Source organism: Serratia sp. MYb239 (assembly GCF_002966855.1).
Lineage (GTDB): Bacteria > Pseudomonadota > Gammaproteobacteria > Enterobacterales > Enterobacteriaceae > Serratia_B > Serratia_B rhizosphaerae.
Genome location: NZ_CP023268.1, coordinates 1,722,009 through 1,734,192 on the forward strand (window position 1 = coordinate 1,722,009; position 12,184 = coordinate 1,734,192).

At 56.5% G+C, this 12,184-nt stretch carries 13 protein-coding genes and 1 tRNA gene; 6 read left to right on the forward strand and 8 right to left on the reverse strand.

The annotated features are described in order from the left end of the window. Positions 1-31: 31 nt before the first annotated feature. A complete protein-coding gene (gene yccS / locus CLM71_RS08130) occupies positions 32-2,167 on the reverse strand; it encodes a YccS family putative transporter (RefSeq protein WP_105230558.1) in 2,136 nt (711 codons plus the stop codon). A gap of 26 nt (positions 2,168-2,193) precedes the next feature. Further along, on the reverse strand, positions 2,194-2,646 hold the full coding sequence (locus tag CLM71_RS08135; RefSeq protein ID WP_105230559.1) for a YccF domain-containing protein: 453 nt from the start codon (positions 2,644-2,646) through the stop codon (positions 2,194-2,196). Between the two features lie 159 nt (positions 2,647-2,805). Here CLM71_RS08135 and helD point away from each other — a divergent pair, with 159 nt between their 5' ends. After that, a complete protein-coding gene (gene helD / locus CLM71_RS08140; protein ID WP_105230560.1) occupies positions 2,806-4,860 on the forward strand; it encodes a DNA helicase IV in 2,055 nt (684 codons plus the stop codon). A gap of 36 nt (positions 4,861-4,896) precedes the next feature. Here helD and CLM71_RS08145 read toward each other — a convergent pair whose 3' ends face one another. Together CLM71_RS08145 and CLM71_RS08150 are read right to left on the reverse strand one after the other, a co-directional pair. Then, a complete protein-coding gene (locus CLM71_RS08145) occupies positions 4,897-5,355 on the reverse strand; it encodes a methylglyoxal synthase (RefSeq protein ID WP_105230561.1) in 459 nt (152 codons plus the stop codon). A gap of 138 nt (positions 5,356-5,493) precedes the next feature. After that, the gene (locus tag CLM71_RS08150; RefSeq protein ID WP_105230562.1) at positions 5,494-6,048 is read right to left on the reverse strand and encodes a DUF2057 family protein; all 555 of its coding nucleotides are present in this window, start codon (positions 6,046-6,048) and stop codon (positions 5,494-5,496) included. A gap of 291 nt (positions 6,049-6,339) precedes the next feature. Between CLM71_RS08150 and CLM71_RS08155 the strand changes: the two genes are divergently transcribed. Continuing rightward, positions 6,340-6,753 carry a CoA-binding protein gene (locus tag CLM71_RS08155; RefSeq protein ID WP_105230563.1) on the forward strand — a complete coding sequence of 138 codons (414 nt, stop codon included), beginning with the start codon at positions 6,340-6,342 and terminating at the stop codon, positions 6,751-6,753. Positions 6,754-6,807: 54 nt separating this feature from the next. On the opposite strand, the gene hspQ is transcribed toward CLM71_RS08155, so the two are convergent. Both hspQ and rlmI read right to left on the reverse strand, forming a co-directional pair. Beyond that, positions 6,808-7,125, reverse strand: a complete 318-nt coding sequence (hspQ, locus tag CLM71_RS08160; RefSeq protein WP_054305511.1) for a heat shock protein HspQ — start codon at positions 7,123-7,125, stop codon at positions 6,808-6,810. Between the two features lie 78 nt (positions 7,126-7,203). Then, positions 7,204-8,394, reverse strand: coding sequence for a 23S rRNA (cytosine(1962)-C(5))-methyltransferase RlmI (gene rlmI / locus CLM71_RS08165; protein ID WP_199776408.1), 1,191 nt, complete (start codon positions 8,392-8,394; stop codon positions 7,204-7,206). 242 nt (positions 8,395-8,636) lie between these two features. Here rlmI and yccX point away from each other — a divergent pair, with 242 nt between their 5' ends. Continuing rightward, positions 8,637-8,915, forward strand: a complete 279-nt coding sequence (gene yccX / locus CLM71_RS08170) for an acylphosphatase (RefSeq protein ID WP_105230565.1) — start codon at positions 8,637-8,639, stop codon at positions 8,913-8,915. A gap of 11 nt (positions 8,916-8,926) precedes the next feature. On the opposite strand, the gene tusE is transcribed toward yccX, so the two are convergent. Continuing rightward, complete coding sequence (gene tusE / locus CLM71_RS08175; RefSeq protein WP_054305514.1) at positions 8,927-9,256, reverse strand: sulfurtransferase TusE; 330 nt, start codon at positions 9,254-9,256, stop codon at positions 8,927-8,929. Between the two features lie 145 nt (positions 9,257-9,401). Between tusE and CLM71_RS24220 the strand changes: the two genes are divergently transcribed. Next, the gene (locus CLM71_RS24220; RefSeq protein WP_234008628.1) at positions 9,402-9,785 is read left to right on the forward strand and encodes an alcohol dehydrogenase catalytic domain-containing protein; all 384 of its coding nucleotides are present in this window, start codon (positions 9,402-9,404) and stop codon (positions 9,783-9,785) included. Continuing rightward, on the forward strand, positions 9,782-10,486 hold the full coding sequence (locus CLM71_RS24225; RefSeq protein ID WP_234008629.1) for a zinc-binding dehydrogenase: 705 nt from the start codon (positions 9,782-9,784) through the stop codon (positions 10,484-10,486). Before CLM71_RS24220 ends, CLM71_RS24225 begins: the two co-directional genes overlap by 4 nt. Positions 10,487-10,554: 68 nt before the next feature. Here the strand turns inward: CLM71_RS24225 and yccA are convergent, their stop codons facing one another. After that, entirely contained in the window at positions 10,555-11,211 is a 657-nt protein-coding gene (gene yccA, locus CLM71_RS08185) for an FtsH protease modulator YccA (RefSeq protein ID WP_015671816.1), read from the reverse strand. Positions 11,212-11,439: 228 nt separating this feature from the next. On the opposite strand from yccA, the gene CLM71_RS08190 reads away from it, so the two are divergent. Beyond that, positions 11,440-11,527: transfer RNA gene (locus CLM71_RS08190), tRNA-Ser, on the forward strand. Positions 11,528-12,184: the final 657 nt, after the last annotated feature.

A 12,184-nucleotide genomic window follows, 5' to 3' on the forward strand; every position in this document is an offset into this window, starting at 1 on the left:
TGCTGTAACGCGCCTTACCATGGTTACAGGCTCATTGTGATTGCCCGATCTGCGCGTTCAATGACGTCAGCTCCGGCAGAAGTTCAACAACCAGTCCTATTTGCTGTAGTACCAATTGCTCTTTGCTTTCTGGTTCTGGCGTCAGTTGCGCGATGCGCGCGGACAGTTTTTCCAGTGCCAGGTTGATGCGCTGAGCATCGGCTGCGTCGTGTTGCAACGCACCGTCTACGTAGCAAACGGCATCGTTCAGCACGTTGAACACGTCGATATTGGTCAGCCGTTCACGATGAGCCCCCAGCGCCGAAATATAACTCAGGAGCGTATGGTTGAGGCATAGCAGCCGGAAGGCCGCCTCCTGCGTTGCTTTATCGGCTTTGGGGTCCGCAGACATATTGGAAATCACCGACGCCAGTTCCGCATCGCTGTTGTGGGCGTCGCGGCGGGCAATGCGGTAAGGCAGACCGTTATTTTTACCTTCGTGATACTGAACCAGAATCGCGTCCAGGTAGCGGCAGTCGGCATTCAGCGTTTTGCTGACGACGGCGGGCAACTGACGAAAACGCCAGTCCGGCCAGATAAAGGTCACGGCCGCCCAGGCGATGGCGCAGCCCAACAGCGTGTCGTAAACGCGCGGGGCGGCGACTTCGAAGCCTTCCCCAAGCAGGTTGAAGCACAGCAGCACTAATAAGGTAATAAACATGGTGGCGTGTGCATACTGCACCGTGCGGAAGGCGAAGAACAGCACGCCGCTGATCACGATCAGCACCAGTTGGCCTTCGATCGACGGGACAAAGTACAGGATCGGCAGGCCGATCAGAATCCCCGCCAGGGTGCCGATAATACGCAGAGCCAGCCGCCGCCGGGTGGCATTATAGTTGGGCTGGCAGACAAACAGACTGGTAAGCAGGATCCAATAACCGTGCCGCATGCCGGTCAACTGAATAAACGCATAACCGATGCACAGCACCACCGACATGCGGATGGCATGGCGGAACAGCGCCGATTGCGGTGTCAGGTGGCGGCTGATGCGCAGGCGGATATCGCTCCAGCCGGTCAGTCGGTCGTCCGACAGGCTGTTCTCTTCCTCCTGGCCGTTGGCCAGCGCCTGTTCCGATTCAATATTTGCCAACTGGGCGTCAATCGCCCGCAGATTTTTCAGCAGGTGAGACAGCGCCTTGGTCAGTTCGCGGTTATCCGCATTGACGGCGATGCGCGACAGGGCTTCTTCAATACGGGTAAACGCCGGCTCAAAGCGGCTGTTATGCTGGTATTTCTGCCGCAGCAGAATCGATTGCGCCAGTTGCTGGCAGGCGCGGGCCTGTTTACTGAGCAGCCGCTGGAAGCGGAACAGAATATCGCTGTGGCGGAACTGTTTGCTCAATGCCTGGTACTGAACGTGCGATGAACTGGCGCGCTCATGGATGTCCTGCGCGACAAAATAGTAATGCAGCGTGCGGCGGGTGCCGCGCTGACCGCGATCGCCTTTCAGGCGCGTCAACAGCGACATCTTGGTCTGATTCAGCGTGCTGACCAGGCTGCTGTTGGCCATGGCGACGTCCATCCACGGCAGGTCGGCGTCTTTCTCGGCGTCCGGGTCGAACAGGTTGGCCTTGGCGTCCAGGTAGTTGGCCAGTTGCTGATAGCAGCGCGCCAGGTTCTCCTGCAGCGGACGGATAGGAAACAGCAGGTGGCCTACCAGCGTCAGCAGGTTATACCAGACCGCACCGACAATCAGCAGAATAGGTTGCTGGTACCAGATGTCGTACATCGAGGTGCCGAGCATGGCGTACACCGCGATCAACAGGGCGCCGAACGCGATGGTGGCATAGCGTTGCCCCAGCGCGCCCAGCAGAATAAAACCGCAGGTAGACAGCGCCAGGCCCAGAATAAACAGCCAAGGGTAGGGGAACAACAGTTCGATCGACGCGGAGGCGATAAAAAAGCAGACCAGCGTAATCAGCAGATTACGCAACCTGCCGGCGAGCCGGTCATCCAGATCGGCGAGGGCGGCGGCGACCACTCCCAGCGTCAGAGGAATGGTGAGCTTGGGAACGCCCAGCCACCAGGGAACGGCGGTAGTGCCGACCAGAGCGATAAAAATACGCAGGTTGTAAAGCAGACTGCTGTTGTAGGCATAACGACGCAGCGCCGGTGCAAAAGCAAGCACAAAAAACTCCTCAGACGGAGAAAAAATTAACGTTGTTGATATTGGCGACGCGCATTTTCGCTTCTGGCCTGCTGAGCCATTTCGACGGAAACCACCCGGCGTCCGACCGGCCATAGCGCAATGGCGGCGATTTTAAAGTTGGCGATACCTACCGGGATACCGATAATGCTGATGCACTGGGCGATGCCGGCGGTAATATGCGACAGACACAGCCACCAGCCAAAGCAGATCAGCCAGAACACATTGAGCAGCGAACCGCCGGCGGAAAGCAGCGCATTGCTTTTTTCCGGGTACAGTTCGTTAACGCTGATTGCCTCATTGCCGTAAGGCAGGAACGAGAGCTTGGTGATCTCCCAGCAGGAGCGTGTCAGCGGCAGGGTAAAGATTAAGACGATACTGACCAGGGTGGCGAACAGCCACGCCAGGGTCGTGAAAAAACCGCCTAACACAAAATTCAGAATATTCAGTACAGTACGCATGGTTGGGACTCTGCTCTAATAATGGTCAAACCGCCAGGCGGTTGCGTTTGCTATCAAAACGTAGAAACTATTCTACCCTTTTTTTAGCGCTAGAGTGTCACTGCTTATCACAGGTAAACTGGCAACTCTCCAATCTCAATAGAGTCATGGCACGCCGATATGGAACTTAAAGCGACATCGCTGGGAAAACACCTGGCTCAGCATCCTTATAACAGAGTACGACTGTTGCATGCCGGCGTTGAGGTCAGCGGTGAAAAGCATGAATATCTGATCCCGTTCAATCAACTGATTGAGGTCCGTTGTAAACGCGGCATTGTCTGGGGCGAACTGGAGTTCGAACTGCCGGACGAAAAAGTGGTGCGCCTGCATGGCACCGAATGGCAGGAAACGCAGCGTTTCTACCACTATATGCTGCAGGCCTGGCAGCGCTGGAGCGCCGAAATGAGCGAAATCAGCGCTGGCGTGCTGCAACAGCAGGTGGAAAATATCCAGCGAATTGAGCAGCAGGATAAGTGGTTCAAGCGCTCGGCGCTGGGCAAACTGCAGCAGCAGATCCGCGAAGCCTTCGGCGCGCTGCCGATGCCGGCGGCACGTCTGGAAAGTTTTGACAACTGCCGTGATGATTACCGACTCTGCCAACAGTGGCTGCAGCAGGGGCCGCACAGCGTCGCCGAACGTAACCGGCAGTGGACGGAGCGGATGCTGGCGGAACATGCTGATTTCTTCCAAACGGTGGAAACTTCACCGCTGAACGTCTCGCAAAGCCGGGCGGTGGTTAATGGTGAAGACTCGGTGCTGGTGCTGGCCGGGGCCGGCAGCGGCAAAACCTCCGTGCTGGTGGCGCGCGCCGGGTGGTTGCTGCGCCGACAGGAGGCCGCGCCGGAACAAATCCTGCTGTTGGCGTTCGGCCGGCAGGCGGCCGAAGAGATGAACCAGCGCATAGAAGAACGTCTCGGCGTCAGCACGATTCAGGCGAAAACCTTTCACGCGCTGGCGCTGCAGATTATCCAGCAGGGCAGCCGCAAAGTCCCCGTCATCAGCAAGTTGGAAACCGACAGCAAGGCCCGGCGTGAATTACTGATCGCCAGCTGGCAGCAGCAGTGCGCGGAGAAAAAAGCGCAGGCGAAAGGCTGGCGCCAATGGCTGACGGATGAACTGGAATGGGAAGTGCCCGAAGGGGATTTCTGGCAGGATCGGCGTCTGGCGTCACGTTTGGCGGGACGTCTGGAGCGTTGGCTGGGGCTGATGCGTATGCACGGCGGCAGCCAGGCGGAAATGATCGAGCAGGCGGATGACGAAAACCGCGATCTGTTCTCCAAACGTATCCGGCTGATGGCGCCGCTGCTGAAAGCGTGGAAAAGCGCGCTGAAGGCGGAGGGGGCGGTTGATTTTTCCGGCTTGATTCATCAGGCGGTCTCCATTCTGGAGAAAGGGCGCTTCGTCAGTCCCTGGAAGCATATTCTGGTGGACGAGTTTCAGGACATTTCGCCACAGCGCGCGCAACTGCTGGCCGCACTGCGTAAACAAAACACGCAGACCTGTCTGTTTGCCGTCGGCGACGACTGGCAGGCTATCTACCGTTTCAGCGGGGCGGAGCTCAGCCTGACCACCGCATTTGCCGATAACTTTGGCGCCGGGGCGCAGTGCGCGCTGGATACCACCTATCGCTTCAACGAACGTATCGGCGATATCGCCAACCGCTTTGTGCAGCAGAATCCGCATCAGCTGAAAAAGCCGCTCAACAGCTTAAGCAAGGGCAACAAGAAGTCGGTGGCAATATTGCCGCAGGAGCAACTGGAAAACCTGTTGGATAAGCTCAGCGGTTACGCTAAGCCTGACGAGCGCATTTTGCTGTTGGCGCGCTACCACCATTTAAAGCCGGAGGTACTGCAGAAGGCCGCCACCCGCTGGCCGAAGCTCAATCTCGACTTTATGACCATTCATGCCAGTAAAGGTCAGCAGGCGGAGTATGTCATTATCGTCGGGCTACATGACGGCAACGACGGCTTCCCGGCAGTGGCGCGTGAGTCGGTGCTGGAAGACGTGTTGCTGCCGCAGCTGGAAGATTTCCCGGACGCGGAAGAGCGGCGGTTGTTGTATGTGGCGCTGACGCGCGCCAAACATCAGGTGTGGCTGCTGCAGGATCGCGAGCGGCCGTCGGTATTTGTCGAACAGCTTCATGAGCTGGGCGCGCCGCTGCAGAAAAAACCGTAATCGCCGGGCTGCGGCAGGCGGCCCGGCAGTTAACCGTTATTTCAGGCGTTCTTGCAGATAACGCTGATAGTCGGGAATGGTGATGTCCACAGCCTGCGTGAACAGTGAAGAGCCAATCAGGAAATCGGCGGTGGCGCGGTTGGTGGCCACCGGGATATTCCACACCGTCGCCAGACGCAGCAGGGCTTTGACATCGGGGTCATGCGGCACGGCATTCAGTGGATCCCAGAAGAAAATCAGCATATCAATCTTGCCTTCCGAGATCAGCGCGCCGACCTGCTGGTCGCCGCCCATCGGGCCGCTTAGCATACTCTGTACCGGAATGCCGCTGGCGCGCTGGATCAGGTTGCCGGTGGTGCCGGTGGCGTAAAGCTGATGCTGGGCCAGCGCCGATTTATGTTCTTCGACCCACCGCAGCAAATCCTGTTTGCGGTGATCGTGCGCCACCAGGGCGATATGTTTACGTTCCTCAATCGTGCGGGTAGTCACTTCCATTGCAATATCCTTGGCTTACCGAATCATACTCAGCAGATTACTGAAACTGCATTTTTCTGCCTAGCGTTTACGCGTTGAAAATCATGATAAAGTGACATTCGCCAGCCTTTGCCGTCATTTTGTCCGGCAAAAGCGCCATTATGGGGTACGCCAGGGCTTGCCGGGGGATAAGTTATCCTGGTCATTGGCGCTCTGGCTGGCAAAGGCCGGGACGGCGGCCGGGTGCGGCTGGCGGTTATAGTCGGCGACGGTTTTTTCCAGCCGCTCATTGGCGTACGGCGGGGTAATGAGCAGAATATCGCGTTTTGCCGGCAGCGCCTTTCCCTGTTGATCGATCACCTGATAATTTTGCTGCTGCTCAAAGCGCTGGCCATCCTGCTGGCTGTCGATCGGGGGGAGTTTAATCGCCACCGCGCTGACGTTATGCGAGTTGAATGCCACCAGCATCAATGGCGACGTGTATAGCGAAGGCGGCTGCGTTGCCGCGTGCAGGGGTTTACTGACCTTAAACAGGAGTTGATGCTGCCCGCCGTTTAATTCGAGACTGTCAGCGCCTTTTAACAGCGAGCCGGTCATCTGTTTGCCGTCAACGACCAACAGTTCGATATCCGGGGAGAGTTTCAGGGTCGTAGCTACGGCCGACAGGCTCAGGCAAACGCCGAGCAATCCCGTAACCACCAGACCAAATTTCATTCGTTATCTCCTTATCTGCAGGCATGCTTTCTATTGTTGAGGAGCGGACACAGTGTGTCAAAATTTTTCCGTCAGCCGCTACGAGTTACATTTTGTCATTTTTATTGATGTTTGGACACATAATCCGCAGCCGACGAGCGGTTGATTCCTTCAGACCGCAAAAAATCCTCAGGGTTGCAGCGTTTGTCATTTTTATCTGAGGCTTATCGCACAGGTTTATCGACTGCCAAGCCGCGCTTTTGGGTATAGACTAAACGGCAGGCACTACCCGCCAATAATCAGGAGAGCGAGATGGACGATCGTGAGATTGCCGAGGTGTTGCGGCAGGTGAAAAGTATTGCGCTGGTCGGCGCCAGTGATAAACCCGCGCGTGCGAGCTATGGCGTCATGGCCTATCTGTTGTCGCAGGGCTATCAGGTTACGCCGGTAAGCCCGAAGCTGGCCGGGCAGACGCTGCTGGGGCAGCAGGTTTATGCCAGCCTGGATGATATCCCCCATCCTATTGATATGGTCGATGTCTTTCGCAATGCGGAAGCGGCCTATGGCGTGGCGCAGGAGGCGATCGCTATCGGTGCCAAGGTACTGTGGCTGCAGATTGGCGTGATTAATAGCCAGGCGGAAGAGCTGGCGCAGGCGGCCGGGCTTAAGGTGGTGATGGACCGTTGCCCGAAAATCGAAATCCCGCGTTTGGGGCTGGAGCGATAAAAACGCAGGGCCCGGCGTAGTAGCGGGCCCTGCAGGTTTCTCAGGCCGTGATGCTTAGTTGCGCAGGCGGGGCGCCTGCAGTTGACTGCGGATGGACTCCGCCAGCTCATCGAGCGACGGCTGCTCCGGATGCGCATCTTGTTCTTCACCCGCCAGTTGCGCTTCCGCCAGATAGGTATGAACCGGCTGGCCTTCTTCATCTTCCATCACGACGTGGTACCACGGCGCGGAACGTAAATCGTCGTTGGCGGCGATTTCGTCAGCTTTAGGTTGTTCCAAAGAGTATTCCGGGTCGATATCAATCACGACGCCCAGATACCCCAGCAGTTTATGACGAACCTGTTGTCCGATACCGAATTTGCTGGCAATCATGGTGACCTCCTGAGAAACAGTTTTTTTGCCCGCTCCTTTGCATATCATCGATATGGGGGCAAAACGGTCTATTTCAAGTTACATCACCCGGCATGCAAACCCTTTCAGATACAACCCTTCCGGATAGGTGGCGATCACCGGGTGATCGGCAGCCTGCCGATACTGCTCTATAAATTGTATATCACAACCGGCGTCGACAGCGGCGTCAGCCAGGATTTTTTGGAACAAATCGGTTGCCATCAGCCCCGAGCAGGAGAAACTCAGCAAGATCCCGCCTGGGTTCAGCAGCTGCAGTGCCAACATATTGATATCTTTATAGCCCCGGCAGGCGCTGGCCAGCTGGTTCTTATTTTCGACGAATTTCGGCGGATCCATAATGATCATATCGAACTTTTCCCCCTGATTGCGATAGTTGCGCAGCAGTTGGAACACATCGTCGCGCACGAACTCCGCCTTGCTGACATCCAGCTGATTAAGCTCGACGTTCTGGCGGGCCACGTCCAGCGCCGCCTGCGAAGTATCAACGCTGATCACCTGGCTGCAGCCGCCCATCAGGGCCGAGACGGCAAAGGCGCCGGTATAGGAGAAACAGTTCAGCACGCGGCGGCCGGCGGCAAAATTACGCGCGGCCAGGCGGCTGTCGCGCTGATCGAGATAGAAACCGGTTTTGTGTCCCTGCTGAATATCGACCAGCAGCTTCATTCCGTGTTCGGTAATCGGCAGCAGTGCCGGCGGCAGTTCGCCCAGCACCGGGCCTTGCGTCAGCGGCAGGCCTTCCTTTTTACGCACCGCCACGTCGGAGCGGTCGTAAATCGCACATTCCGGGTAGCAGTGCTGCAGGGCGGAGAACAGCGCCGCGCGTTGATATTCGGCGCCGGCGGACAGCAGCTGCAGCACCAGGAAATTCTGGAAGCGGTCAATGGTAATGCCCGGCATGCCGTCAGATTCGCCGGCGATCAGGCGGTAGCCGTCCAGTCCGTCGCGTTTGGCGACCCAGTCACGCCAGTTTTGCGCCTGCTGTAAACGGCGGATAAAGAACGCGATATCAACCGCTTCATCCTGCTGGAAAGTCCAGACGCGCGCGCGGATTTGCGATTCCGGCGAATAGGCGCCGCGGGCCAGCCATTTTCCCTGACAGTCGTGGATATCGATGGTTTCACCGGAAAGCGGCTTGCCTTCGATGCGTTGAACCGCTCCGGAGAAGACCCAGGGATGACGACGAAGTAAGGATTTTTCACGTCCTTTGGCGAGAAACAGGCGCATTATGATTACTCTTTCAATACGGTGGATGACGACGGATAGGTCATTATCAGTCAAAATGACATCATCATCGCCGGGCAAGGACGCCACAGGCGATGTTGGATGGCTGTCCGGCGCAGGGCGCAACGGCCATCATGTCGGGCTAGTTTACGTGATTTGTTAGAATAATCCGACTACGTTGTGGTATCCCGCCGGCGGCGGCGGGAAATGACTAAGGAATAACCCGGTGAAGTTGCAGCAAAGGGGCAGTGATGACGCAGATTTGTAGAGTGGCGTATGTCTACGGCATGGTGCAGGGCGTGGGTTTTCGTTACAACACACAGGTTAAGGCGACGGCGTTGGGCCTGAACGGCTATGCGCGCAACCTGGATGACGGCAGCGTGGAAGTGCTGGCGTGCGGGGAACAGCTGCAGGTTGAGGCGCTGATCGACTGGCTGAAGCAGGGCGGCCCACGCAGCGCGCGCGTTGACCGCGTGCTGGTGGAGCCAAGCGGCGAGCAGGCCCTACAGGGGTTTACGATTCGCTACTGAGCACCGGCGGATTAGATACATTTGACCGGTTTGGGCAGGCCGGCAATTTTGGTCGCCTGTTTGGCCGGGCCTTTCGGGAACAAACGGTATAAATAGCGGCTGTTGCCTTTCTCTTCGCCGTACTTTTGCGCCATGGCTTTCACCAGCATGCGAATTGCCGGTGAGGTATTAAACTCCTGATAGAAATTACGTACAAAACGCACCACTTCCCAATGCGCGTCCGTCAGGACAATCTCTTCCTGCGCTGCTAACAGCGGCGCCAGGCCTTCATGCCAGTCGGCGCTGTTTTTCAGGTAGCCCTGCGCATCGGTATCAATAATCTGACCTTCAAACTCCAACATACTGCCTCAACGGGTAACTGATCACGTTGCGCAGTCTAGCAAATTTTAACGGCAGCAAACACCAGCGCCGGCGTTGACTACACTCAGGTTGGGCGTCTTATGTGCCCGACTGCCTCCCACTCACCTGAGCGTTAAGGAAGCTGACATGAGTATGATGAAAGCCGCTGCCTTTATTGAGAAAGGGCGTATTGAGCTGGTTGATAAGCCTATTCCTGCCCCCGGTCCGAATGATGCGTTGCTGAAAATTACCACCACCACCATTTGCGGCACGGATATTCATATTCTGAAAGGGGAATATCCGGTGTCCAGGATGCTGACCGTGGGCCATGAGCCGGTTGGGATTATCGAAAAGCTGGGCAGCAACGTGAAGGGCTACCGCGAGGGACAGCGGGCGCTGGCCGGCGCTATTTGCCCCTCGTTTACCTCCTATCCCTGCCAGGACGGCTACCCCGCGCAGGATGGCTCGCATCTGGCGGGATGCGCCTGCCACGGTTATAAGCCACCGCCGGCTGGCGCTTTGGCAACGTGATTGACGGCACCCAGGCGGAGTACGTGCTGGTGCCGGATGCCGAGGCAAACCTGGCGCCGATTCCTGACGGCCTGTCCGATGAGCAGGTGCTGATGTGTCCGGACGTGATGTCCACCGGCTTTAAGGGCGCGGAAAACGCCGGTATCAAGATAGGCGATGTTGTGGCGGTGTTTGCTCAGGGGCCGATTGGCCTGTGCGCGACAGCAGGCGCGCGTCTGCGCGGCGCCAGCCTGGTGATTGCCGTCAGCAGCGCGCCGGAGAAGCTGGCGATGGCCGGACGGCTGGGAGCCAATGTGCTGCTGAATTACAAACAGGTCGACGTGGTGGATGATATCCTGAAAATTACCGGCGGGCGCGGCGTGGATGCCAGCATTGAGTGTCTGGGCACGCAGCGCACCTTTAATCAGGCGCTGCGGGTGCTCAAACCGGGCGGCACGCTGTCCAGCTTGGGCGTCTATAGTGACGATTTGCAATTGCCGGTCAGCGCCATTGCCAATGGGCTGGGGGATCACACCATCCGCACCGCGCTGTGCCCCGGCGGCAAAGAGCGGATGCGCCGAATGATGAACGTGGTGCAGCATGGCGGCCTGGACTTGACGCCGCTGATCACCCATCGTTTCCCGCTTGATGAGATCGCTGACGCCTACCGGCTGTTTGCAGAAAAACGCGACGGCGTGATTAAGCTGGCGATTAGCGCCTGACGCCGGTCGTTAAACGTAAAAAAGCCCCCGCACAGGCGGAGGCTTTTATCATCGTGCTGGCTGCCGCATCAGTTGCTGCGGGCGAAGCCCAGAATGCTCAGCAGGCTGATAAACATGTTGTACAGCGAGACATACAGGCCAACGGTGGCGCGGATGTAGTTGGTTTCGCCGCCGTGGATGATGTTGCTGGTTTCCCACAGGATGGCGCCGGCGGAGAACAGAATAAACAGCGCGCTGATTGCCAGGTGCAGAGCTGGGATCTGCAGGAACAGGTTGGCGATCACCGCCACCAGCAGCACCACAAAGCCCGCCATCATCATCCCGGACAGGAACGACATATCCTTACGGGTGGTCAGCACGTAGGCCGAGCAGCAGAAGAACACCAGCGCGGTGCCGCCCAGCGCCAGCATAATCAGGTCGCCGGCGCCGGCGTTCAGGAACGAGCTGAGGATCGGGCCCAGGGTATAACCCATAAAGCCGGTCAGCGCGAAGGCGGCCAGGATGCCCGCCGGGCTGTTGGCCAGCTTGTGCGTCAGGAACATCAGGCCGTAGAAACCGACCAACATCAGCAGCAGACCCGGCGCTGGCAGCCCCAGCATGGTGCTGGCGGTAGCGGTCAGCGCGGAGAAGCCCAGCGTCAGGGAAAGCAGGAAGTAGGTATTGCGCAGCACTTTGTGGGTGCTGAGCAACGAATCGCGCGAGGATGAGACGACAGTGCGGTCCATATAATGATCTCTCTTATCAGGTCATCACAAAATTAGTTACGATGATAAATAGTGCAAGCGATTGATTAAAGTTTGTTTACCAATCTTTACCCTTAGTCATCATTGGCGCAACGGTGTACGATTTGCTGCTTTATTCGGCGGGCGGCGGCAGCGTGCTGGTTTTTCGCGCGGTTGAACGGGCGTGGACTTTACAAGCCAACATACTGTGTTTATAGTTCGCCTCATTACGGAGGGGTGGCCGAGTGGCTGAAGGCAACGGTCTTGAAAACCGTCGACGGGAAACCGTTCCAGAGTTCGAATCTCTGCTCCTCCGCCATATTACAGACCCCAGGCTTAGCGATAAGCCTGGGGTTTTTCTTTATGGTCTGCCGCCAACCATTGCGCAGACTCTACGCGATGCCCGCCTGGGCTGCTTTATCTTCGAACGTTGATAGCCTGCAGACAACAATATCACCGCTGCGTATGCATGCTATTGGTGCGGGGCGGAATGAGCCTATTTCTTCCCCTCACCAAAACCCCGCCGTTTAAAACCGGCATCTGCCTGCCATAAAAAACGCATCAGCCTTTCCTTTCCATAGCCGGCAATTACATTCGTGATAGGGCTAATCATATCGGCAGCAATAATAAGCTTTCTTTAGATGAAAAACGATTAATCTCATTAAATGGAATAGCGAGATGAGGTGGCGATGGAATAGTTTTTTTAGTTTTATCGTTAAGGACAATAAAAATAGGAATCGATGTCTCATTTTTTGAAAAAAATGAAATCTAGGATATTTCTTTTTTATTAAGCATAGTTTGTACAATTCGTGAGGTTAAGAGTAATTGATCATTTTACCTCCGCCCTTATCCCGCAAGGGGTAGATGGGTGGTGGTAGGATTTTTCTTGTAAATCAACTTGATGGTTCCTTTCTTGTTGCTGACTCTGAAAGAAATAATTTGTTACATATAATGATTTTCAATAATACCTCTAACA